Annotated in this window: 25 protein-coding genes; 9 read left to right on the top strand and 16 right to left on the bottom strand. The window is 66.6% G+C overall.

Annotation, left to right across the window (positions count from 1 at the left end; translation table 11 throughout):
- Window positions 1-15: 15 nt before the first annotated feature.
- On the bottom strand, window positions 16-363 hold the full coding sequence (locus D0901_RS09085; protein WP_129139990.1) for a putative quinol monooxygenase: 348 nt from the start codon (window positions 361-363) through the stop codon (window positions 16-18).
- A 74-nt stretch (window positions 364-437) separates the two neighbouring features.
- Complete coding sequence (locus D0901_RS09080) at window positions 438-923, bottom strand: Lrp/AsnC family transcriptional regulator (RefSeq protein ID WP_129139989.1); 486 nt, start codon at window positions 921-923, stop codon at window positions 438-440.
- A gap of 432 nt (window positions 924-1,355) precedes the next feature.
- On the opposite strand from D0901_RS09080, the gene D0901_RS09075 reads away from it, so the two are divergent.
- Window positions 1,356-3,044, top strand: coding sequence for a 2-isopropylmalate synthase (locus D0901_RS09075; RefSeq protein ID WP_129139988.1), 1,689 nt, complete (start codon window positions 1,356-1,358; stop codon window positions 3,042-3,044).
- 56 nt (window positions 3,045-3,100) lie between these two features.
- On the opposite strand, the gene D0901_RS09070 is transcribed toward D0901_RS09075, so the two are convergent.
- Window positions 3,101-3,919, bottom strand: coding sequence for a formate/nitrite transporter family protein (locus tag D0901_RS09070; RefSeq protein ID WP_129139987.1), 819 nt, complete (start codon window positions 3,917-3,919; stop codon window positions 3,101-3,103).
- Between the two features lie 129 nt (window positions 3,920-4,048).
- Here D0901_RS09070 and D0901_RS09065 point away from each other — a divergent pair, with 129 nt between their 5' ends.
- The 5 genes from D0901_RS09065 to D0901_RS09045 all read left to right on the top strand — a co-directional run bounded on the left by D0901_RS09065 (window position 4,049) and on the right by D0901_RS09045 (window position 8,232).
- Complete coding sequence (locus tag D0901_RS09065; protein ID WP_129139986.1) at window positions 4,049-4,747, top strand: MgtC/SapB family protein; 699 nt, start codon at window positions 4,049-4,051, stop codon at window positions 4,745-4,747.
- A 60-nt stretch (window positions 4,748-4,807) separates the two neighbouring features.
- Window positions 4,808-6,001: a multidrug effflux MFS transporter gene (locus tag D0901_RS09060; protein WP_129139985.1), complete on the top strand. Its 1,194-nt coding sequence runs from the start codon at window positions 4,808-4,810 to the stop codon at window positions 5,999-6,001.
- Between the two features lie 81 nt (window positions 6,002-6,082).
- Window positions 6,083-7,006, top strand: coding sequence for a lipid kinase YegS (yegS, locus tag D0901_RS09055; protein ID WP_129139984.1), 924 nt, complete (start codon window positions 6,083-6,085; stop codon window positions 7,004-7,006).
- 47 nt (window positions 7,007-7,053) lie between these two features.
- Entirely contained in the window at window positions 7,054-7,491 is a 438-nt protein-coding gene (locus D0901_RS09050) for a nucleoside deaminase (protein ID WP_129140056.1), read from the top strand.
- Window positions 7,492-7,578: 87 nt separating this feature from the next.
- Complete coding sequence (locus D0901_RS09045; RefSeq protein WP_129139983.1) at window positions 7,579-8,232, top strand: hypothetical protein; 654 nt, start codon at window positions 7,579-7,581, stop codon at window positions 8,230-8,232.
- Window positions 8,233-8,326: 94 nt separating this feature from the next.
- Here the strand turns inward: D0901_RS09045 and D0901_RS09040 are convergent, their stop codons facing one another.
- From D0901_RS09040 to phhA, 4 genes are all read right to left on the bottom strand, one after another.
- Window positions 8,327-8,758 (bottom strand): MarR family winged helix-turn-helix transcriptional regulator, encoded by a 432-nt coding sequence (locus D0901_RS09040; protein WP_233440386.1) that lies wholly within the window; start codon window positions 8,756-8,758, stop codon window positions 8,327-8,329.
- Between the two features lie 188 nt (window positions 8,759-8,946).
- Window positions 8,947-10,137, bottom strand: a complete 1,191-nt coding sequence (locus tag D0901_RS09035; protein ID WP_129139981.1) for an amino acid aminotransferase — start codon at window positions 10,135-10,137, stop codon at window positions 8,947-8,949.
- Window positions 10,121-10,477, bottom strand: coding sequence for a 4a-hydroxytetrahydrobiopterin dehydratase (locus D0901_RS09030; RefSeq protein ID WP_129139980.1), 357 nt, complete (start codon window positions 10,475-10,477; stop codon window positions 10,121-10,123). The genes D0901_RS09035 and D0901_RS09030 overlap by 17 nt, the downstream gene beginning before the upstream one ends.
- A gap of 53 nt (window positions 10,478-10,530) precedes the next feature.
- Window positions 10,531-11,328 carry a phenylalanine 4-monooxygenase gene (gene phhA, locus D0901_RS09025; RefSeq protein ID WP_129139979.1) on the bottom strand — a complete coding sequence of 266 codons (798 nt, stop codon included), beginning with the start codon at window positions 11,326-11,328 and terminating at the stop codon, window positions 10,531-10,533.
- Between the two features lie 283 nt (window positions 11,329-11,611).
- Here phhA and D0901_RS09020 point away from each other — a divergent pair, with 283 nt between their 5' ends.
- The gene (locus D0901_RS09020; protein WP_129139978.1) at window positions 11,612-13,162 is read left to right on the top strand and encodes a sigma-54-dependent transcriptional regulator; all 1,551 of its coding nucleotides are present in this window, start codon (window positions 11,612-11,614) and stop codon (window positions 13,160-13,162) included.
- Between the two features lie 48 nt (window positions 13,163-13,210).
- On the opposite strand, the gene D0901_RS09015 is transcribed toward D0901_RS09020, so the two are convergent.
- The 5 genes from D0901_RS09015 to D0901_RS08995 all read right to left on the bottom strand — a co-directional run bounded on the left by D0901_RS09015 (window position 13,211) and on the right by D0901_RS08995 (window position 18,033).
- Window positions 13,211-13,525 carry a HigA family addiction module antitoxin gene (locus tag D0901_RS09015; RefSeq protein WP_129139977.1) on the bottom strand — a complete coding sequence of 105 codons (315 nt, stop codon included), beginning with the start codon at window positions 13,523-13,525 and terminating at the stop codon, window positions 13,211-13,213.
- Window positions 13,526-13,535: 10 nt separating this feature from the next.
- Window positions 13,536-13,814, bottom strand: coding sequence for a type II toxin-antitoxin system RelE/ParE family toxin (locus D0901_RS09010; protein WP_129139976.1), 279 nt, complete (start codon window positions 13,812-13,814; stop codon window positions 13,536-13,538).
- Window positions 13,815-13,884: 70 nt separating this feature from the next.
- A complete protein-coding gene (locus tag D0901_RS09005; RefSeq protein WP_129139975.1) occupies window positions 13,885-15,294 on the bottom strand; it encodes an NAD(P)/FAD-dependent oxidoreductase in 1,410 nt (469 codons plus the stop codon).
- A 23-nt stretch (window positions 15,295-15,317) separates the two neighbouring features.
- Window positions 15,318-16,685, bottom strand: a complete 1,368-nt coding sequence (locus D0901_RS09000) for a Na+/H+ antiporter NhaC family protein (protein ID WP_129139974.1) — start codon at window positions 16,683-16,685, stop codon at window positions 15,318-15,320.
- Between the two features lie 58 nt (window positions 16,686-16,743).
- Window positions 16,744-18,033 carry an NAD(P)/FAD-dependent oxidoreductase gene (locus D0901_RS08995; RefSeq protein WP_129139973.1) on the bottom strand — a complete coding sequence of 430 codons (1,290 nt, stop codon included), beginning with the start codon at window positions 18,031-18,033 and terminating at the stop codon, window positions 16,744-16,746.
- Between the two features lie 232 nt (window positions 18,034-18,265).
- Here D0901_RS08995 and D0901_RS08990 point away from each other — a divergent pair, with 232 nt between their 5' ends.
- Complete coding sequence (locus D0901_RS08990) at window positions 18,266-18,916, top strand: GntR family transcriptional regulator (protein WP_162500845.1); 651 nt, start codon at window positions 18,266-18,268, stop codon at window positions 18,914-18,916.
- 8 nt (window positions 18,917-18,924) lie between these two features.
- Here D0901_RS08990 and D0901_RS08985 read toward each other — a convergent pair whose 3' ends face one another.
- A complete protein-coding gene (locus tag D0901_RS08985; RefSeq protein WP_129139971.1) occupies window positions 18,925-19,290 on the bottom strand; it encodes a hypothetical protein in 366 nt (121 codons plus the stop codon).
- A 159-nt stretch (window positions 19,291-19,449) separates the two neighbouring features.
- Between D0901_RS08985 and D0901_RS08980 the strand changes: the two genes are divergently transcribed.
- The gene (locus D0901_RS08980) at window positions 19,450-20,346 is read left to right on the top strand and encodes a LysR substrate-binding domain-containing protein (RefSeq protein ID WP_129139970.1); all 897 of its coding nucleotides are present in this window, start codon (window positions 19,450-19,452) and stop codon (window positions 20,344-20,346) included.
- Between the two features lie 9 nt (window positions 20,347-20,355).
- Here the strand turns inward: D0901_RS08980 and D0901_RS08975 are convergent, their stop codons facing one another.
- The 3 genes from D0901_RS08975 to modB all read right to left on the bottom strand — a co-directional run bounded on the left by D0901_RS08975 (window position 20,356) and on the right by modB (window position 22,764).
- Window positions 20,356-20,907 carry a GNAT family N-acetyltransferase gene (locus D0901_RS08975; RefSeq protein ID WP_129139969.1) on the bottom strand — a complete coding sequence of 184 codons (552 nt, stop codon included), beginning with the start codon at window positions 20,905-20,907 and terminating at the stop codon, window positions 20,356-20,358.
- 70 nt (window positions 20,908-20,977) lie between these two features.
- Window positions 20,978-22,072, bottom strand: coding sequence for a molybdenum ABC transporter ATP-binding protein (gene modC / locus D0901_RS08970; RefSeq protein ID WP_129139968.1), 1,095 nt, complete (start codon window positions 22,070-22,072; stop codon window positions 20,978-20,980).
- Window positions 22,069-22,764 carry a molybdate ABC transporter permease subunit gene (gene modB / locus D0901_RS08965; protein ID WP_129139967.1) on the bottom strand — a complete coding sequence of 232 codons (696 nt, stop codon included), beginning with the start codon at window positions 22,762-22,764 and terminating at the stop codon, window positions 22,069-22,071. Before modB ends, modC begins: the two co-directional genes overlap by 4 nt.
- Window positions 22,765-22,773 lie beyond the last annotated feature (9 nt).

The following is a 22,773-nucleotide window of genomic DNA, read 5'->3' as shown; positions in this document are numbered from 1 at the left end:
AAGCGGGTTCCCAACCTAGAGCACCGGGGCGTCGAAATCGCTGGGCTCGTCGGTATAGACGCAGACGTTGGCGTCCTCGATGTCGCCGTCCTCGGCTTCCAGGTGCGTGGCGAAGAACCGGCGGATCTCCTCGCGCTGGCAGTGGGCCTCGAAGGAGGCGCGATCGGCCCAGACCTCGTGGAAGACGATCGGGTAGCTGGTGCCCCGGGCGAAAGGGTTGTCGACATGGCGGGTCACGGTATAGCGCAGGCAGGCGTCCTCGCGATGGGCGTTGGGTTCCAGGGCCTGGAGCGCCCTGAATACCGCATCTTCCTTGCCGGGCTTGGGCTTGAAGCTGGCAATGCAATAGACCTTGGATGACATGCGGACTCCGTGACGGATGGGATCAGGCCGCTCACGATAGCATGTTCGAAACGCGTGCGGGCAGGTCACGGGCGTCATCCCACCGGTACCACCGGGTGGTCGATCACCCGGCGCAGCACGAAGCTCGAATGGGCGCCACTGACGCCGTCGATGCGCGTGATGCGGTTGAGCAGCAGGTCCTGATAGTCGTCCATGTCGCGGACCACCACCTTGAGCTGGTAGTCGGCCTCCTGGCCGGTGATCAGCAGGCACTCCTGGACCTGGGGCAGGGCGGCGACCTTGGCTTCGAAGTTGGCGAAGCGCTCCGGCGTGTGGCGGTCCATCGAGATGTGCAGCAGTGCCGTCAGGCTGTAGCCGAGACGCTTGCTGTCGACCTGGGCGCGGTAGCCGGCGATCAGTCCCGATTCCTCGAGGGCGCGAACGCGACGCAGGCAGGGCGATGGCGAGAGGCCGATACGCTCGGCGAGCTCCTGATTGCTGATGCGGCCCTCGCGCTGAAGCACCTCGAGGATGTGGCGATCATAGCGATCCAGAGCAGGGATTGGCGATGTCTCGGGCATGGTGGGCAATTTATTGGGCTTAAAGGGATTATCGTAGGCATTTTATGCCAATATCTCGTCGAATCTCCATGTCATTCGCAATCCTTCGTCGCGTCGTCTGGCTTATGCTGTTGTTCATCGTCACGAGCGATAGAGAAACACTGCACAAATGCCTGCACGGGCGAATCGCTGCGTTGCGCGGTGCGCGGAATCCTCACATATACCCCATATGCTTCGGTTCCTGTGCGCCGGGCGCCTTGCGCTTCATCCCGCTCGCCTATTTGTTCAGCGCTTCCCTAGCCGGCGGTCGTCACCACACGCCCGCTCGGCGATACGCAACGGGCCGGACACCCCACAAGGGTCGGCCCCGTTCCCGACGCGCCCACCCGGCCGGGGAACGCGACACCAGGCGGCCAGCCGCCGCCTACATTCATCGTTGGCAAGGAACCCGACATGGCTTCGTTCGACCATCGCAAGTATCGCCCCGCCCCCCGTGTGCCCGCCTTCGACCGCCAGTGGCCGGATCGCCAGCTCGATCGTGCCCCGACCTGGCTCAGCGAGGATCTACGCGACGGCAACCAGGCGCTACTCGAGCCGATGAGCGTCGAGCAGAAGAAGGCGCTGTGGCGGGTGATTCTCAAGGTGGGTGTCAAGGAAGTGATGGTCGGCTTCCCCTCGGCCAGTCAGCCCGACTACGACTTCGTGCGCTGGCTGATCGAGGAGGACCAGATTCCCGAGGACGTGACCATAGCGGTGCTGGTGCAGTGCCGCGAACATCTGATCGAGCGCACCTTCGAGGCGCTGGCCGGCGTCGAACGCGCGATCATCCACCTCTACAACTCGACCTCGACCGTGCAGCGCGAGCGGGTGTTCGAGATGGACCGCGAGGGCATCACGCAGATCGCCGTCGACGGCGCCACCTGGGTCAAGGAACAGGCCGCGCGCCATCCGGATGTCGACTGGCGCTTCCAGTATTCACCGGAAAGCTTCTCGAGTACCGAGATCGATTTCTCGATCGCCATCTGCGAAGCGGTGATGGACGTCTGGCAGCCGACCCCGGACAACAAGGTGATCCTCAACCTGCCCAACACCGTCGAGGCCGCCGGACCGCACCACCACGCCGACCAGATCGAGTACTTCTGCCGGCACATCAAGAATCGCGAGTCGGTGATCGTCTCGGTACACACCCACAACGACCGCGGTGGCGCGGTGGCGGCCGCTGAGCTGGCGCTGCTGGCCGGGGCCGAGCGCGTCGAGGGCACCTTGCTGGGCAACGGCGAGCGCACCGGCAACATGGACATCGTCACCCTGGCGATGAACCTCTACAGCCAGGGCATCGACCCGGAGCTGGATCTGTCCAACCCCGACGAGATCATCCAGGTGGTCGACGAGTGCACCGGCATCGCGCTGCACCCGCGACATCCCTGGGTCGGCGAGATGGTCTACACCGCCTTCTCGGGCAGTCACCAGGACGCCATCCGCAAGTCGCTGCGCAAGCAGGGTGACGACGAGCCCTGGCAGGTCGCCTACCTGCCCATCGACCCGCGCGACATCGGCCGCGACTACCAGGCGGTGATTCGAGTCAACAGTCAGTCCGGCAAGGGCGGCATGGCGTTCCTGCTGGAGCGTGACTACGGCATCAGCCTGCCGCGCTGGCTGGCGCTGGAACTGGCACCTCACGTCCAGCAGGCCAGCGAACGGGTGACCGGGGAACTCAGCAGCGCGCAGATCCGCGATCTGTTGCGCGAGACCTTCGTCATCGAGGCACCGCTGCGTCTCAAGGGCTACCGGCTCGACCGCGACGAGGCCGAACAGCTCAGCATCACCCTGTACGAGGGTGAGAAGACGCTCTCTCTCGAGGGCGCCGGCAACGGCGTGATCTCGGCGTTCATGGACGCCTGGCAGCGTCACAGCGGTCAGGTGGTGAGCGTGGTCGACTATGGCGAGCACGCCCTCGGCGAGGGCAGCGACGCCTCGGCGATCGCCTTCGTGCAGCTCAACATCGACGGCCAGCGTGTCAGCGGCATGGCCGAGGATGGCGATACCGTCAGCGCTTCGCTCAAGGCGGTGCTCTCGGCGATCAATCGCGTTCGGGCCGGGGCCGCCGAGACGGTGGCGAGGCGCGAAGCGACGCCGGCCTGAGCGTCGCGACAAAGAAGTGAGGTCCCGACGACCGCCCGCCAGGCGGTCGTCGACGATCAGCTGTCGCTGCGAATCTGGGCGTGACTGATCAGCGCGAAGATGAAGGTACCGCCGACCACGTTGCCGGCCAGGGTGGGCAGCACGAACGACAGCAGATACTCGCCGAACGAGGCCTTGCCGGCGAACACCAGATAGATCACCTCGGTGGAGCCGGCAATGATGTGGGTGAAACCGCCGATCGCCACCAGATAGGTGACGATCAGGATCACCCAGATCTTGGCCGCGCCGGCGGCGGGGATCAGCCACACCATGGTCGCGATCATCCAGCCGGCGACCACGCCCTTGGCGAACATCGCGCCGACGCCGTTTTCCAGCAGGTGATGGCCGAGGCCCAGGAATATCTTGTGGGTCTCGCCGTCGAACAACGGCATGGCGACGATGGCGTAGGCGGAGATCGCCGTACCCAGCAGATTGCCGACCAGCACCACGCTCCAGAGCCGCAGCAGGCGCAGCAGCTTGAAGAAGCGCGGTTCGCTCATCAGCGGCAGCACCGCCGTGACGGTGTTCTCGGTGAAGAGTTGCTGCTGGGCGAGAATCACCACCAGAAAGCCCACGGTGTAGCCGAGCGAGGCCACCAGATAGGCGATGTCGGTATCCGGCAGGTGGGCGGCGAGCAGGCCCTTGGCAAGCATCGAGAAACTCATCGACAGCCCGGCGGCGAGCGCCGACCAGAACAGTGCCGAACTGGTACGGGTCAGTTCCTTCTCGCCGTCGGCGCGAATCGTTTCGTGAACGGCCGCGGCCTGGGAGGGCAGGTGGTCGTCGTCGAGCTCGAGATCATGACTCGGCGGGGTGGTGGATCCGGTTGTCGGCACGCGAAGCTCCTTTTCGGCGGTGGCCTGAGGCCTCGACTCTGCGCGAAGGGGGCGGGACTGACAAGTCTTCCGCGACACGATTCGGCTATTCTTGAATCAGGGTTCGACGATGGAAGAGGGAGTGACACCATGCAGGGAGAGGCACTGACGATCGTCTTCAACCTGGGAGCTGCCTGGCTGGCGGGCAGCCTGATCGGTCTCGAACGCAGCTTTCATGGCCGGCCCGCGGGGTTTCGTACTCATGCGCTGGTGTGTGCCTCGTCGGCGCTGCTGATGCTGGTCACCACCTATCAGTGGCAATGGCTCGACGCGGGGATTCCCGAATCGACCATTCGCACCGACCCCACGCGCATGGCGCAGGGCATCATGACCGGTATCGGTTTCCTGGGCGCCGGGGTGATCTTCAAGGAGGGGCTCAACGTCCACGGCCTGACCACCGCCGCCTCGATCTGGATCACCTCGGCGCTGGGTATCCTGTTCGGCGTGGGCTTCATGATGCCGGCGGTGCTGGCCACCGTGGGCACGCTGCTCACGCTGTCGCTGTTTCGCTGGGTCGAGCAGCACCTGCCCAGCGAGTGCTATGCCGACCATGTGCTGAGCTATGCCCGGGAGTCGGCGCCCGATGAAGCCTCGGTGCGGCGTTTCATCGGCGAGTACGACTGCAGGGTCCAGTCGATCAGCTATCGGCTCAGCGAACATGGCAGCCTGTTCCAGTATCACATGGTGTTGCAGACTCACGACAAGCGGAATCTGGCGCGTCTGGCGCATGATCTGCGCCATTCATCGCCCAACGTGCTGGAATTCCGGCTGGCGCCTGCCGGCGAATGAGCGGCTTGCCCTGGCCGGCCAGGACGTTACAGTAGTCGGCCCACGACAGTCGGAGTTTCCATGTCCCTCGATTCATCCCCCGCCGGGCCGGCATATCGCTGGTTGTTGCCGTTGCTGATCGGCGGCGTGATGCTCATGCCGCTGGCGATCGATATCTACCTGCCGTCATTGCCGGTCATGGCCCGCGACTTCGGTCGCCCTTCCGCGGCGCTGCAGGTCACCATCACGCTGCTGCTGTTCAGTGCCGGGCTGGGGCAGATTCTGGTCGGCCCGCTCGTCGACCGCTTCGGGCGGCGTCCGCTGCTGATCGTCGGCGCCGCTGTCTATGCGCTGGGCGCCCTGATGGGCATGCTCTCGATGTCGCTGACCCCGCTGTATCTCTCGCGGGTGCTGCAGGGGCTGGGGGCCTGTGCGGTCACCGCGGTGGTCTTCGCCGCGGTGCGCGACGCCTTCACGCCGACCCAGGGAGCGCGCCTCTACAGCTATCTGAACGGCTCGCTGTGCCTGGTGCCGGCGCTGGCGCCGGTGATCGGCGGCCTGCTGGCGGTAAGCCTGGGCTGGCGCAGCAATTTTGCCTTCATGGCGCTGTTCGCGTTGACGCTGCTGAGTGCCGCCGTCTGGCGTTTCGCCGAGACCCGGCCCAGCGACGTGACCCCGCCGCGTCCGCTGTACAGCTGGGCGCGTTACCGCGAGGTGCTGGGAAACCGGCTCTTCGTGCGCTATGCCGGCACCGCCTGCATCGGCATGGCGGCGATCCTGGTCTATGTCTCGGCGGCGCCGGTGTTGCTGGTGGAGCAACTGGGGCTCGACGAGCTGACCTTCGCCGCCTGTTTCGGCGGCAACGCACTGATCAACATCATCGCCTTCTTCCTGGCGCCCCGCGTTATCCATCGCCTGGGTCGGCGTCCCACCGTGCGGCTGGGACTGGCGCTGGTGCTTCTGGCCGGCTTGTTGCATGGTGTTGCCGTGGTCGCTGCACCGCTGTCGATCGTCTCGTTCATGGGGCCGGTGGCGGTGCTGTCGATCGGCTTCTCGCTGGCGCTGGGGGCGGCGTCGAGCCTGGCCCTGGAGCCGTTCCGGGCGCTGGCGGGCACCGCCGCGGCGTTGCTGAGCGCCATCCAGTTGGGCGGTGGCGCGGTGGTCGCCACCGCGATGCTGGCCACGCCGCTGCCCCTGCAGGGTGCGCTGGCGGTGGTGGCCACGCTGCCGGTGGCACTGTTGCTGTTCAGCGACAGGCGCGGGAGCCCGGCATGATGGCGCGATCGCTTGCGATGCGCGGTGCGACGGGCGATGGTATATCTCTCAATGGACTGAACGAACAAGGAAGGCGTGCGCATGGCCGAGACGGAGCGCCCTCAGGCTCGCTTGATCATCAATGGCAAATCGGCACAGATTCCCGAGGTCCGCGATGCGGTCGATGCCCTGCGCGACCAGGGGCACGCGCTGGACGTGCGGGTCACCTGGGAAGGCGGCGATGCGATCCGCATGGTGCATGAAGCCGTCGACGCCGGCATTTCCCGGGTGATTGCCGGGGGTGGCGACGGCACGGTCAACGAAGTCGTCACCGGGCTGATGGCCCTCGAGGCGTCGCAACGCCCGTCGATGGGCATTCTGCCGCTGGGCAGTGCCAACGATTTCGCCAATGGCGTGGGGTTGCCGCTGGAAGCCGAGCCGGCGTTGACGGTCGCGCTGGAGGGACATCGCCATCGGGTCGACGTGGCGCGCCTCGGCGAGGACTGTTTCATCAACATGGCCACCGGCGGCTTCGGTGCCGAGATCACCACCTCCACGCCGGTGGCCCTCAAGCGATTGCTGGGCGGGGGGGCCTACTCGCTGATGGGCATGCTCAAGGCCTGGCGTTACCAGCCCTATGCGGGCCACTTGCGCTGGCCCGACGGCGAGCTGGAGACGCCGCTGTTCCTGCTGGCGATCGGCAACGGCAGGCAGGCGGGTGGCGGCCAGCAACTGGCGCCCCAGGCCAAGCTCGACGACGGTCTGCTGGACGTGCTGGTGGTGCGCGATTTCTCGTCGTTGCACGAGATGCGCCAGGTACTGAGCGAGATCGAGCGCCTGCCCGAGGATGGCGAGTTCGTGCGCAACATTCGCACGCCCCGGCTGAGCTTCACCAGTGACGCGGCCTTTCCGCTCAATCTGGACGGCGAGCCGCGTCGCCTGCGGCAATTCGAGGTGACGCTCGAGCCGCGCGCCATCGAATTGATGATGTCGGCGGACACGGCCGTCTTGTCGTCGGCATCGTGACGAGACGGACATAGAGGAGGATCAGTCGCATGGAAGAAAATGAGGTCGTGGACGCCTTCATGCAGGCGGCGATCGACGAGGCGCGCCAGGGGCTGGAAGAGGGCGGGGTGCCGATCGGCTCGGTGCTGGTCCACGACGGGCGAATCATCGGTCGCGGCCACAATCGCCGCCAGCAGAAGGGCAGCGTGGTGCTCCACGGCGAGATGGACGCCCTGGAAAACGCCGGGCGACTGCCCGCCGCCGTGTATCGCCAGTCGGTGCTCTACACCACGCTGTCGCCCTGTCCGATGTGCAGCGGGGCGATCCTGCTCTACGGCATTCCCCGGGTGGTGATCGGCGAGCATCGCACCTTCCTGGGCGACGAGGCCCACCTGCGCGAGAGGGGCGTCGAGCTCGAGGTGCTCGACAGCGCGGCCTGTCGCGAGTTGATGGCCACGTTCATCGCCCGGCACCCCGAGGTGTGGAACGAGGATATCGGCGAGTGAGCTGCCGGGCGCCCTGTTGCGCCGTGGCATGGCGTTTGCTGCAATAGCGGCCGTCTGGCCGACCCACCGAACTCAAGGAGAACATCGATGCCCAAGATGCCCTGGAAACTCGCCGCCGTGACGGTACTGGTTCTGGGCCTGTCGGCCTGCAATGGTGATGACGAGGCGTCGAGCGCGTCGGGACAGAGCGATACCACCGACGCGCCGAGCCAGTCGTCGGTGGCGTCGTCGCAAGCCGCGCAGGACGCCAGCGCCGCGACCGGCGAGGCGAGTTCACGCCCCTCCCGCGAGCCGGCCGCCGGCGAGAGCCGCTCGGCGCGGGAGGCCGGCGAGACCTCGTCGACCCCGGCAGCACCGTCGGACGACCGGAGTGATACGACCCTTGCCGACGACGCGTCAGCGCCGGCCGATGACGGCGCCGTCGCGGGCGATGACGCCGACACGGCGCAGGCCGGGGCGTCGGCAAGCGCCGGTGACGGCGCTGCGGACGAGCCCGAGACCGACGGCAGCATCGGGAACGGCGATGCCGAGGCAGCCGGCGACGGGTCGTGGGACGATACCCAGGGCGACGTCGACCAGGCACTCAAGGAAACCGAGCGACGCTTCAAGGAAGCCGAGCGCGAAATCAACGAGCAGTTCGAGGAAGCCCAGCAGCAGGACGTCAAGCAGCAGCAGGAGATCCCGGCCCCCGACGGCGAGCCGGATGACGGCGGTTCCGACAACTCGTCTTCGTCGCCTTAACCGAGGCCGCCCAAGTCAGTACCTCGCCCCGACTGGCTGCGGCCCGTCGGGGCGTTTTCGTCGACTGCCGCGGGAGACGGGCGGCCTCGCGCCGTCATGCGGTGTCGAGGTTGTCGAGCATCCTGTGCGCCAGGCCGAGGAAGGTCGTCACGTCCGCCTCGCTCAGCCCTTCCAGCAGACGGCCCGCCACGTCACGTTCCACCTGATCGGTGCGCCGCATCAGTGCTTGCCCCGTGTCGCTCAGGGCGACGATCTGGCTGCGCCCGTCGCGGGGGTTCGGGGAGCGCGCGATCAGGCCCATGCCTTCGAGTTCCTTGAGCGTGCGGGTGATCTGCGCCTTGTCGCGGCGCGTGTCCTGCGCCAGCCGGTTGGCCGTGCAGTCGGCACGGTCACGGATTCGGCGCAGCAGATGCATGTGCATGCCGTTGAGCGGCAAGCCGTAGTCACGGATGGCCTGCTTGGTGGCGATCTTGAACTGGAAGGCCAGTTGCCAGATCACGTCGTGGACGGCGACTGCATGTCTCATCGAGGCGTCGGGTTCCCGGAGCATGGCGGCAAAGGCCGACATTGTCCCCGAGGGGGCGGGGGGCGGCAAGCCGTGGGCGGACGTCAGTGCAGGGCGACGGCGGTGATGCGCGATGGGGGTTGGAGAGTCCGGTGAACGACAGACGCCCGGGCGGGCCCGGGCGTCTGCAGGCGGTCAGGCCAGCGTGGTCACTTGACGACGTTGGCGATCGCCTCGGCGACGTAGGGCAGGTTGTCGCTGACCAGGCCGGCAACGTTGGCGCGGCCGGAGCGCACCATGTAGATGCTGTACTCGTCGCGCAGGCGGTCGACCTGTTCGGCGTTGAGCCCGGTGTAGGAGAACATCCCGCGCTGCTCGGCGATGAAGGCGAAACGCTCGTCCAGCCCGTGCGGCTTGAGGGCATCGACGAAATCGCGCCGCAGGCCGTTGATGCGGTCGCGCATCTCGGCGACTTCCTGGCGCCACTGGGCGGCCAGTTCGGCGGACTCGAGGATCTCGATGACGATCGAGCCGCCATGGGCGGGGGGATTGGAGTAGTTCTCGCGGGCGACGATGGCGATCTGCGAGCGCACGTTCTCCATCTGCTCGCTGTCCTTGGCGACCACGATCAAGCAGCCGGTGCGCTCGCGGTAGATGCCGAAGTTCTTCGAGCAGGAACTGGTGATCAGTACTTCGTCGAGGCTCTCGGCGAACAGCCGCACGCCGTAGGCGTCCTCGTCGAGCCCGTCACCGAAGCCCTGGTAGGCGAAGTCGATCAGCGGCAGCAGCTTGCGTTCGCGAACCACCTCCAGGACTTGCTGCCACTGCGCCTTCGACAGGTCGAAACCCGACGGGTTGTGACAGCAGGCGTGCAGCACGACCACGTCGCCTTCGGGAATGCGCTTGAGTGCCTCGAACATGCCGTCGAAGTCGAGGCGGTTGTCGGCGTCGACGTAGGGGTACTTGTGCAGCTCGATGCCGGCGGCATGGAAGATGCCCAGGTGGTTGGGCCAGGTGGGGTCGGAAACCCAGATGCCCTTGCCGGGGAGGTTGGTCTTGACGAAGTCCGCCGCCAGTCGCAGGGCACCGGTGCCGCCCGGCGACTGGGTGGCGCTGGCGCGATTGGCGGCCAGCACCGGGGAGTCCTCGCCGAGCACCAGCGGCAGGATCGCCTGGCCGTAACGCGGATCGCCGTGAGAGCCGATGTAGCTCTTGGTGGTCTCGTTCTTCAGCAGCCGCTCCTCGGCTTCCTTGACGGAGCGCAGGATCGGGGTGTTGCCGTTCTCGTCACGATAGACGCCGACACCCAGGTCGACCTTCTGCGGATTGGTGTCCTTCTTGAAGGCATCGATCAACCCGAGAATGGCATCACCGGGGACCCGCTCAATCTGCTCGAACATTGGACTGTGCTACCTCGTCGGTTCTGGCGGCTAGGATGAAGTCGTTCCTGTGCAGACCCTTGATCGAGTGGGACCACCAGGTCACGGTGACCTTGCCCCATTCGGTCAGCAGTGCCGGATGGTGACCGGCCTCTTCGGCGATCTCTCCGACCTGGTTGGTAAAGGCCAGGGCCTGCTTGAAGTTGCGGAACGTGAAGACGCGTTCCAGTTGCATGATGCCATCGCGCTCGAGGATCTGCCAGTCGGGGATCGCGGGCTTGAGTTGCTCGATCTCGCTGTCGGTGACCCGGGGGGCGTCCCAGCTGCAGGCTTCACAGGCTTGTTCGGAAAGCTGGCTCATCGTCGGCTCCATGAGAGGTGTCGTTTCAGGGTAGTGATGGCGGCGGGTGCCTGTCAGGCCCCCGCGGCCTGCTTGGGTTCGAAAGTGGGGGCATAGAGCCCCAGTGCCATGGCCTCGTGGACCAGCGCCATGATGTCGCGGCCGGCCAGTTCGTGGAGCGTGTCGAGGCCGTCGATGACGTAGTAGAGCGGTTGCAGGATGTCGATCCGGTAGGGGGTGCGCAGGGCGTCGATGGGATCGAAGGGGTGATGCGCCGGTACGTCGGACAGGGCGTGGAAGGTCTCCTTGGGCGAGGAGATGATGCCGCCACCGTAGATGCGCCGGCCCTGGGGCGTGTCGACCAGGCCGAACTCGACGGTCATCCAGTAAAGCCGTGCCAGATAGACACGCTCCTGCTTGCTCGCCGCCAGTCCCAGCTTGCCGTAGGTCTCGGTGAACTCGGCGAATGCCGGGTTGGTGAGCATCGGACAGTGACCGAATATCTCGTGAAAGATGTCCGGCTCCTGGAGATAGTCCAGCTCCTCGGGGGTACGAATGAAGGTGGCCACCGGAAAGCGGCGGTTGGCGAGCAGCTCGAAGAAGGTGTCGAAGGGAATCAGCGCCGGGACCGGGGCGGTGCGCCAGCCGGTGGTCGCCTGCAGGACACGGTCGACGTCACCCAGTTGGGGAATACGCTCCATGGGCAGGGCCAGGCGTTCCAGGCCGTCCAGGTATTCCTGACAGACGCGCCCCTCGATGATCGCCGTCTGGCGCGCCATCAGCGTCTGCCAGGTGGCGTTCTCGGTCTCGCTGTAGTGGATGATCCCGTCGGCGTCGGGATGGTGGGCCTGATACCGGGTCTGTTTCGCCATCTCGGGCTCCCGTTTGGCAAGTTGTCGTTGTCGGGAAGGAATGCCCTTCAGCGTAGGTGCCGCCGGTCGGCGCGGGGAGGGGCTTCATGGGACGGCAGGCGGGAGAGATACGCCATTTTCGTCAAGAAAACCTGACGAATGACGATGTCGAGTCGCAAAAAAGCACAGGAACCCGATCTCCGTGGATCGCGACGCGCCTTGGTGTCAGAATATCTTTACGAGTGAGTCACATTGCCGTGACGCCGTCTTCTCCATCGACTGCCGTTTTCGAGGTTCCGGGTTCATGCGTCTCAAGTTTCATTGCCAGAATCGCATCGGCATCCTGCGCGACGTCGTTTCTCCCTTCGCCGACTACGGCCTCAACGTGGCCCGCGGCGAGGTTGGCGGCGACCAGGGCAATGCCATCTACCTGTTCGTGCCGCACCTGCTCAATGCCCAGCTCGCCACGCTCAAGCCGACCCTCGAGGCGTTGCCCGGCGTGTTCAGCGTCAGGCGCGTCAGCCTGATGCCCAGCGAGCGTCGTCACCTGGAACTCGACGCGCTGCTGTCGTCGCTGTCCGATCCGGTGATGTCGATCGACATGGACGGGCGGGTCGTCGCCGCCAACCGCGCCGCCGGGCAGATGCTCGGGGTGCGTGTCGACGAGGTGCCCGGCCTGTCGCTCGACCGCTATATCCAGGATCTCGACCTGCCCGGCCTGGTTCGCCGCAATAACGCCCGCATCAACGGCCTGCGGCTCAAGCTCAAGGACGAAACCTACCTGGCCGACATCGCGCCGCTGCACACTGAGAACGACGACGTGGCCTCGCTGGCCGGGGCGGTGGTGACCCTGCACCGCGCCGACCGGGTGGGCGAGCGGATCTACCATGTGCAGCGTCAGGAGCTGCGCGGCTTCGAGGCGATCTTCCAGGCCAGCCCGCGGCTCGCGGCGGTGGTCCGTGAGGCTCGCCGCATGGCTCCGCTGGACGCGCCGCTGTTGATCGAGGGCGAGACCGGCACCGGCAAGGAGTTGCTGGCGCGGGCCTGTCACCTGGCCAGCCCGCGCGGTCAGGCGCCGTTCATGGCGCTCAACTGCGCCGGCCTGCCAGAATCGATGGCCGAGACCGAGTTGTTCGGCTATGCGCCGGGGGCCTTCGAGGGCGCGCGTCCCGAGGGCAAGCTGGGGCTGCTGGAGTTGACCGCCGGCGGCACCATCTTTCTCGACGAGGTGGGCGAGATGAGCCCGCGGCTGCAGGTCAAGCTGCTGCGCTTTCTGCAGGATGGCGGTTTTCGGCGGGTGGGCAGCGACGAGGAGACCTATCTCGACGTGCGGGTGATCTGCGCCACCCAGCAGGAGCTGCCGCGGCTGTGCGCGGCCGGGCAGTTTCGTCAGGACCTCTATCACCGGCTCAACGTGCTGTCGGTGCATATCCCGCCGCTGCGCGAGTGCCTCGACGGTATCGCCGAGCTCGCCACGCATTTCATCGACCGGGCCGCGCGGCAGATCGGCTGCCCGATGCCGACCCTCTCGGACGCCGCACGCGCGCGGTTGAGCGCCTATCACTGGCCGGGGAACGTGCGGCAATTGGAAAACGTGCTCTTCCAGGCGGTCTCGCTGTGCGAGGGCCACGAACTGTTACCGTCGCACCTGCGCCTGCCCGATGTCGGCGAGAACAGTGGCCTGGCCGGCATCGATCTCGAGGGCTCGCTGGGCGAGATTCTCGGCGAGGTGGAAAAGCGCGTGCTGACCACCCTCTATGCCGAACACCCTTCCAGTCGTCTGCTGGCCCGGCGGCTGGGCGTCTCGCATACCACCATCGCCAACAAGCTCAAGCGGCACGGCATCGGCGGTTGAGCGGGAAAGCATACCGGCGTTCTTGGCGCGCCCGAGTGACGCAACCGGCTACGCCCTGCGGTCTGCGGGTGAGCCCGAATTCCAGGGGCGAATATTGCTCAGCTGATCGGCCAGAGCCTCTTCAGTCACTTCGGTATCGTAAGCCGCCTGCGCACGGAGCCAGTAGCCATTGGTTAGTCCAAAAAAACGACAGAGTCGCAGATCCGTATCGGCGGTTATAGAGCGCTTTCCAGCAATGATCTGCCCAATACGCTGAGCCGGTACTCCAATTTCCTTGGCAAGGCGATACTGAGAGATTCCCATGGGCTCAAGAAACTCTTCCTTCAGCAGCTCGCCAGGCGTTACGGGATCAATACCGCGCATAAGTCACCCCCTAATGATAATCAACGATTTCGACATCTTCCGCGCCAGCTTTGGTCCACCGGAAGCACAATCGAAACTGCTGGTTAATCCGGATGCTGTACTGGCCTCGGCGATCACCACGCAACGCTTCCAACCGATTGCCGGGCGGTACTTTGAGGTCGTCCAGTTGGTTGGCGAGTTGAAGCTGACGGAGCTTTCTCAGCGCAACCCGCTCGCAACTCACAAAGCGCTTGACGCGACGCCCGCTGGCCAGCTTCTCGGTATCCCCACACTTGAACGAGATGATCATGGCGTGATAGTGACGTTCTGCGTTAATAACGTCAAGCGTTAATATGACAGGATGATGTCGCTCGAGCGAATCACTCGATGACCGAGGCGAAGACGTCGTTGAGCCGGGTCAGCGCCGGCTTGATGAGCGGCGCCGGTCGCTCGCGCTTCATCAGCGCCTCCTCGCCGGCGTAGCTGAGGGTGATCGCCTGGGCGGCCAGCCAGCGCAGCGGCTCGGGCTCCCAGCGCTTGAGCAACTGGCGATGGCCGCCCCGGGAGAAGGCCCAGGGCATACCGGTCAGTTCGCTGTCGTGGCCGAGGATCTGCTCGGCCAGGGTGCGCCCGAACAGGTGCGAGGCGGCGACGCCCTCGCCGGCATAGCCGCCGGCGGTGGCCAGGCCCGCGTCGCGGTCGACGATGGCGTGGGGACGGAAGTTGCGCGACAGCCCCAGCGAACCGCCCCAGCCGTGATCGACACGGATGCCTTCCAGCGCCGGGAACAGGTCGACCAGCAGGTCGCGGCGCATGTCTATCGCCGCCGGGTCGATGGCCTGGCCGTGACGCGGCCGGGCGCCGTAGGAATAGCTGCCGCGGGCACCGAAGATCAGCCGCCCGTCGGCACTGCGTTGACCGTAATTGACCAGCCGGCTGGCGTCGGCGAAGGTCGGCCGGTCGTCCAGGCCCACCGCCTGCCATTGCGCCTCGCTCAGCGGCTCGGTGGCGATCACCAGGCTGTGCACCGGAATCACGTGGCGCCGGAAGTCTGCCAGGCGTTCGGCATAGCCCTCGGTGGCGCAGACGATCATCGGTGCCGTGACGCTGCCTTCCCGGGTTTGCACGCACCCACCGTCGACATGCTGGGCACGACTCTGCTCGTGGAGGATCACGCCCAGGCGTTCCAGGGTCTCGGCGAGGCCATGGAGCAGCTTGAGCGGGTGCACGGTGGCGACCTGACGCTGGTAGATGCCGCCGAACGGCTTGCGAAAGCGTGCGAGTCGGGTCAGTTCGTCGGCGCTCAGCCAATGACAGTCGGTCTCGCTGTGCCCCAGCTCATGGAGATGAGCGAGGTAGTCGCGCTGGATGGCGAGCTGGTCGCGGTAGCGCGCCGCGGCGTAGATCGCGCCGCCCTTGTGGAAGTCGGCCGCGATGCCTTCCCGCGCCAGGGTCGCGCCGAGGGCGTCGACGTTGTCGGCGAGCACTCGGCAGCAGTCTTGGCGGCGGGCACGGTCGAGATCGCCGACATGGCGTTCCAGGCCGGCGAGGCTACCGATTACCCAGCCGCCGTTGCGCCCCGAGGCACCGTGGCCGATCCGCTCGGCCTCGATCACCGTCACCTCGCGTTGCGGGTCGAGCGTCTTGAGGTAGTAGGCGGTCCACAGCCCGGTGAAGCCGGCGCCGATGATCGCCACGTCGGCTTTTTGCCGGCCCCGTAGCGACGGGCGTGTCGCGAATTCGCGGTCGAGGCTGGCGCGCCAGTAATTGGGCGGCGGGGTGTCGTCCATGGTCGTCTCCCGAGTCGGCGCGATCATGCCGTCATGCCCATCACCAGGTACATGGTCGCGGCGATGGCGCCGGCCAGCGCGGCATAGGGCAATTGCGTCACGGCGTGCTGGAACGGCGTGCAGCCGCTGGCCTGGGCGGTCAGCACCGTGGCATCCGAATAGAAGCAGGCGTGGCTGCCGAAGGTGCTCGCGGAGAGGGTGGCGCCGATCACCAGCGTCATGTCGGCGCCGAGGTTCTGCCCCAGCGTCGCGACGATCGGCAGGATGATCACGAACACGCCCCAGTTCGAGCCGGTGGCGAAGGACACGAAGCCCATCACGGTGAAGATCAGGAAGGGCAGCAGCGCCGCCGAGACCAGCGGTTCGACGAGGCCGATGATGTAGTCGTTGAGCCCCAGGGTAGTGTTGATCTCGTTGAACAGGAAGGCGGCGACCAGCACCGCCAGGGCATCGAGCATCGACTTGAAGCCCTCGAGGATGTTGTCGAAGGTCTGACCCGGGGTGAGCTTGCGCAGGCCGATGAAGGCCACGATCATCCCGGCCAGGGTGACGAAGATGCCCATCAGGAAGTCGAGGTCGAACCACCAGGTAAAGAACGCCAGCGAGGCCATCGGCAGCAGGAACAGCCAGATGCTGCTGCGGGTGTCGTCGTCCGCCTGCAGGTGGGCGATCTCCTCGTCGATGTGCTCGGAGCCCGGCGGCACGCAGCGTCCAGTCTCCATGGCGCGCCGCTCGGCGCGTTTCATCGGGCCGATGGCGGGCAGCTTGCCGTAAGCCACCAGCGGCACCAGCAGCACCGCGATCATCGGGTAGAACATGAAGGGGATCGCCTGGATGTAGGCCCAGACACCCTGGCCGTCCGCCGCGAGGCCGTTCTTCTCGATCAGCGTGCCGAAGAACACCGCCCAGGTCGAGATCGGGATCAGCACGCTGATCGGTGCCGCGGTGGAATCGATCACGTAGGCGAGCATCTCCCGCGAGGTCTTGAAGCGGTCGGTCACCTGGCGCATCGAGGTGCCGATCGCCAGCGAGTTCAGGTAGTCGTCGACGAACAGGATGATGCCCATCAGCCAGCAGCCGATCAGCGCGCGGGGCTTGCTGGTGGTATAGCGCATCAGTCCATCGGCGAACGAGCGCGAGGCGCCCGACTTGAGCAGCAGGGCGATGATGCTGCCCATCAGCCCGCAGACCATGATCACCCATGCCACGTCGGCATCGGTCATCACGTTCATCAGGCTTTCGCTGAGGGTGCTCAGGGCGTCGGTGGGGCCGATCAGCAGGGCGCCAACGAAGGCGCCGAAGACCAGCGGTTCCAGGGCGCGGCGCGTCCACAACGCGAGCGCCAGCACCACGACCGTGGGCAGTAGAATGACGGGGTTGTCGTATTGCATGTCGTCGTCACCTCGGAGTCTTGTTGTTGTGCCTCGTGATGGGGCGGGGGGTGAGGGGTCAGCGCAGTTTCTCGAGCAGCTGGTAGTACCACATGCCGGCGGCCAGCAGGGTGTTGCCCAGCCGGTCATGGAGGGGGACGCGCAGGTGGCGCACGTCGGCGAAGGCGTCGAACTCGCGTAGCGAGCCGTCGACGGCGTTGGCCATGATCTCGCCGACGATGTGCGAGGTGGCGATGCCGTGGCCGGAGTAGCCCTGGGCGTAGTAGACGTGATCGGAGAGCTTGCCGAGCATCGGCACGCGGTTGATGACGATGCCCGCCATGCCCTGCCATTGGTAGTCGATCGCCACGCCGGCGAGCTGCGGAAAGGTGTGCTCGAGACGCGGACGCAACTCGGCGGCGATGTCCTCGGAGTCGCGCCCGGAGTAGTTGGCGCCGCCGCCGAACAGCAGCCGCTTGTCGGCGGTCAGGCGGTAGTAGTCGAGCACGAAGCGGGTGTCGTAGACCGCCAGGTCCTCGGGATCGATGGCCGCGACCAGGTCGTCGGACAGCGGTTCGGTGGTGACGATGCCCAGCGAGGCCGGAAACAGCCTGCCGCCGAGCCGCTTGCGCTCGAGACGATGATAGGCGTTGCCGGCGAGGATCACGCTGTCGGCGGTGATCCGGCCGTGCTCGCCGATCACCGCCGGTGTATCGCCATGGTCGATGCGCACCACCGGCGAGTGCTCGAAGAGCTGCACCCCCAGGCCCGCCGCCGCCCGCGCCTCGCCGAGGCAGAGATTGAGCGGGTGCAGGTGCATGTTGTAGTCGTTGCGGAGCGCGCCGTGATAGAGCTCGGTGCCCAGTACATCGCGTACCGCAGCCGAATCGAGCCAGTGGACGTGCTCGCCGATGGCGTGACGTTGCGACACCTCGTAATCGTCGCGCAGCGCCTTCAAATGGCTCGGCTGGTAGGCGGCCTGCAGGTGGCCGAACTTGAGATCGCAGGGGATCGCGTATTTCTCGACCCGTTCGCGGATGATCCGATGGCCCCGCCAGCGCAGATCCCAGACGAAGTCGGCGGCGGCGTCGCCCAGGGTGCGCGGCAACTGCTTGAGCATGGCGTCCTGCCCCGACAGGCTGCCGGTGACCTGACCGCCGTTGCGACCGCTGGCGCCCCAGCCGATCTTGTGGGCCTCGACGACGGCGACCCGATAGCCGCGCTCGGCGAGTTCCACGGCGCTGGCCACGCCGGTGAAGCCGCCGCCGACGATCGCCACGTCGACGCGATGGTCGCCCTCCAGCATCGGGTACGCGGATTCCTCGACGATCGATGCCGCGTAATAGGAGGCGCAGCGTTTCCCGGTCATGACGCGACCTCGGGCCTCTGGCGGAACAGCAAGGCAGCTTTCGGCAACATGGCGGCACCTCCGATCGTTGTGTGATCACATGTGTGTGATCACACTAGCAGCGGCCCGAGAGGCTTTCAATCTCGGTGTTGCCAGCGACGAGGCGAGCGCGGTGAATTGCGTTACAGTGAACCCCGATGCCGCGTACCACGCCCGTACCGCGTTCATTCATGCCACCGACAATGACACCTGCATGGAACTGACACCGAGTCGCGACAGCTTTTCGCCAGATACCGCCTCCACCCGCTTGCACCGGGCGCTGCGCGTGCGCCTGTGCGAAGGGGACTTCTCACCCGGCGAAGTGATCTCGATTCGCCGCATTGCCGCCGAATACGGCACCAGCGCGATGCCGGCGCGCGAAGCGATCCGCTGGCTGGTCACCGAAGGGGCGCTGGTGTTCTCCGACAGTCGCAAGATTCGCGTGCCCGAGTTGAGCCGCCAGCGCTTCGCGGAGGTCCTGTTCGCGCGCCAGAACCTCGAGACCGAGGTCTCGCGCCAGGCCTTCGCCCACATCGGCGAGGCCGACATTCTCGAGCTCGAGGCCATCGACGCCCGGATCAACACCGCCATCGATGAGGCCGACATCGTCAGTTACATGCGCGGCAACTATCAGTTCCACTTCCACATCTACCGGCTCAGCGGCTCCTGCGTGCTGTTGCCGCTGGTCGAGGTGCTGTGGCTGCAGTACGGCCCCAGCATGCGCTACATCTGCTCGCGCTGGGGCGCGAGCATCGCCGACGATTACCATCGGGAAGTGACCGAGGCACTGCGACGCGGCGATCGCGACGGCTTCTGCCGGGCGATCGCCGCGGACATCGAGCAGGGCATGATGCTGCTCGGCTGATCCTCCGTTCAGGCCGGCGGAGCCGTGGCTCGCTCGCGGTAGGGCGCTCTCCGGGTCGCGGCGAGACGGCGTTCGCGACGCTCGAGCAGGGCGCGGGTGGCATCCTCGCGCCACGGCAGACTCGCCGCCCATTCGATCTCGGCGCGGCAGTGCCCCATGTCGGCGAGAATAGGATCGTCATGGTCGAGCAGGGGCAGGAAGCGACGCCGAAACTGGCGGCGGCGTCGCCAATCGCGGAGTCGTGTCTCCACGGCCTGGATCAATCCCAGGGGCGGCATCGCCGGCATGTAGAAATCGGGCATCGGCGGTCGCGACGGGAGGCGAGTTTGGCGATCCTGGCAGCGTTCGCGGCGAATCGGGTCGAGATCGGACATGACACATCTCCTGATGACCGGCCGCACGCGCGGTCGGTAAATCGTGGATGAATGGCGAGGGTCGCGACCTCGGGATTCAGCTTGGCTGACGCTCTTTGTTCAGTACAACGAAAAGGTCTACATTGAGTGTTAAGAAAAATTGAAGCCATTGGTGATGTCATGCCCCACTCCACGGCCACCCTCCCTCCGACCCTGCCGTTGCTCGATACCGACGTGCTGCGGACCTTCGTCGCCATTGCCGAGAGCGGCAGCTTCACTCGTGCGGCCAAGCAGGTGTTTCGTACTCCCTCGGCGTTGAGCATGCAGATCAAGCGCCTGGAAGAGACCCTCGAGCGTACGCTGTTCGTGCGCGAGGCGCGTCAGGTCCGCCTGACGCCGGAGGGCGAGGTATTGCTCAGCTATGGTCGTCGGCTGCTCAAGCTCAACGAGGAGGCGGTCACGCACTTTCTCGCCCCGCCCCTGGAGGGCGCGGTGCGTTTCGGCAGCCCGGACGACGTCGGCTCGCGCATCCTGCCGCGGGTGCTGGCGCAGTTCGCTCGCTCGCACCCCGCGGTTCAGGTGGACGTCGTGGTGGGCCGTAGCGTGGAGCTGCTCGAGCGGCTGGACCGTGGCGAGCTCGATCTGGCACTGGTCACCGCCGGCACTCAAGAAATGCCGGGTGGGCGTGGCGAGGTGGTGTACAGCGAGCCGCTGGCGTGGGCGTGTCTCGACGGTGGTGTGGCCCTGGAGCGCACGCCGTTGCCGCTGGCGCTGGCCAATCAGGGCTGCGCCTGGCGGGCGATGGCGCTGTCGGCGCTGGATCGCAGTGGCCTGGCGTATCGCATCGCCTATACCAGCGAGAATTGCGCCGGTCAGGAGGCGGCGCTGCTCGCCGATCTGGCGGTGGCGCCATTACCCCAGAGCATGGTGCGCCCGCCGTTGCGACGCCTGGGTAGCGAGGCCGGCCTCCCACCGCTCGGCGAGTATCGGGTGCAGTTGATTCGCGCCGCCGAGGCCGGCTCGGCGAGCGAGGTACTGGCCGGGCATGTGATCGAGGCCTTTCAGGGCCTGCGTTAGCAGGTGGTCTCAGGGATCGCGTGGCGAGGCGGCGTCGCCCAGCGTACGCTGCATCAGCACGGTGTCGAGCCAGCGGCCGAACTTGAAGCCCACGGCGTGAAAGGTGCCGACGTGCGCGAAGCCGAAACGCCGGTGCAGGGCGATCGAGCCGGCGTTGTCGCTGTCGCCGATGATCGCCAGCATCTGCCGCCAGGGGCCGCGTTCGCAGCGATCGATCAGGACCTCGAACAGTGCCTTGCCGATGCCCTGACCGCCGCGCCCTTCGGCGACGTAGATCGAGGTCTCCAGGGTGTGACGATAGGCCGGCCGGGCATGGTAGGGGCCCGCGTAGCAGAAGCCGAGGATGTTATCGGACGCGTCCACGGCGACCAGATAGGGCAGGCCGGCGGTGGCGATCGAGGCATGACGGGCGCGCATCTCGTCGAGCGTCGGCGCCTCGAGTTCGAAGGACGCCGTGCCGTGCTCGACGTGAGCGGCATACAGATCGCGGATGGCGGGCAGGTCGGTATCGCGGGCATCGCGCACGGTGAGGGAGCTGGGGGACGAGTGGGTTTGGCTCATGACGTCGTCACGCTTGGAAGTGTTGCGATCAATGATGCCTGCCTCGCTCGCCTTGTCCAGCCGGGGCCGGTCAGGACGCGGCGAATGCCACGCTGCGGATCAATGCCACCACCGTCATGCCTTCCCGCAGTCCCAGTTCGTCGAACGACTTGCGGGTCAGCCGCGCACGCAGGAACTGGCTACCGACACGCAGGCGCAATTCGACGCTCGCCGCGCCGGGGACCGGGTCGGCGACACCTTCGATCGTCGCCGTGAGGTGGTTGCGATAACTGGTCCCCTGGGGGGTGGCGAGGGCCAGGGCGACATCGCGCACCGGCACGCGCAGGCGGCGACGTTCGCCGGGCGCGGCATCGAGCGCCGGTACCGTGAGCCGCTGGCCGTCATCGAGGCGAAGGTGACTCAGGGCGTATTGCGGCTCGTGACATTCGAGTGTGGCGCCGAGCAGCGAGACGGCGTCGAAACCGCCCAGGTGCGCAGTGAGTTCGAAGCGCGCGAGCATGCTGTCCAGGGCACCGTGGGCGATCACTCGCCCGGCGTCGAGCAGCACCAGATGATCGGCGATGGCGGTCAGTTCGTCGGGATCGTGGCTGACGTAGACGATCGGGATATCGATGTCACGGGCGAGCCGGGCGATGTAATTCAGCAGCTCCTGCTTGCGCGCCCCGTCGAGCCCGGTGAGCGGCTCGTCCATCAGCAGCACCCGCGGCTCGCTGAGCAACGCCCGGCCGATCGCCACGCGGCGCGCCTCGCCGCCGGAGAGCGTGGCCGGAAAGCGCTCCAGCAGATGGCCGATGCCCAGCATCTCGACGAGGCTATCGAAGCGCCCGCGCGCCGCCGGGCGCATGCCGTAGGCGAGGTTGCCGCGTACCCGGTAGTGGGGAAACAGCCGGGCCTCCTGGAAGACCACCCCCAGACGGCGGCGGTGCGGCGGTACCGTCACGCCACGCGCGGTGTCGGTGAGCGTCTCGTCGCCGAGCGTGATGGCGCCTTCGTCGGGGAGATCGAGGCCGGCGATCAGTCGCAGCAGGCTGGTCTTGCCGCTGCCGGAGGCGCCGAACAAGGCGGTGACGCCCCGGGCGGGGACGCTCAGGGTCGCGGCGAGATCGAAGTCGCCCTGGCGCTTGCGGACGTCGATATGTAGCGCGTTTGCCGGCTCGTCGGTCATCCGTCCCGTTCCTTGAGGCGGCGCCGTGCCTGGCGGGCCAGCCATTCCGAGGCCAGCAGCGAGGCCATGGCGATGGCGATCGACAGGGCGCACAGTCGGGCGGCGGCGGCTTCCTGTCCCGGTGTCTGGATCAGGGTGTAGAGCGCCAGGGGCAGGGTGCGCGTCTCGCCGGGGATGTTGGAGGCGAAGGTGATGGTCGCGCCGAACTCCGAGAGCGCCCGGGCGAAGGCCAGCACCGCGCCGGTGATCAGTCCCGGGAAGGCCAGCGGCAGGGTGATGGTGAAGAACACCCGCCAGCGATTGGCGCCCAGGGTGCTGGCGGCGGCTTCCAGCTTGACGTCCACCGCCTCGAGCGACAGCCGCACGGCACGCACCAGCAGCGGGAAGGCCATCACCCCGCCGGCCACCGCCGCCCCCTGCCAGGTGAACGGCAGCGTGATGCCGAAGGTGCCGTCCAGCCACTGCCCCAGCCAGCCCCGGCGGCCCAGCGACAGCAGCAACAGGTAGCCGACCACCACCGGCGGCAGCACCAGCGGCAGGTGCAGCAGTCCATCGAGCAGCGCCTTGCCGCGAAAGTCATGGCGCGCCATCAGCCAGGCCACGGCCACGCCGGGTACCAGGATCCAGCCGACCGCGCTGCCGGCGACCTTGAGACTGATCAGGATGGCCTGCCATTCGGCATCGGAGAGCATCAGCGACCG

It is taken from the genome of Modicisalibacter coralii, from assembly GCF_004117855.1.
Taxonomy (GTDB): domain Bacteria; phylum Pseudomonadota; class Gammaproteobacteria; order Pseudomonadales; family Halomonadaceae; genus Modicisalibacter; species Modicisalibacter coralii.
This window is presented reverse-complemented; position numbering and strand designations above follow the sequence as displayed.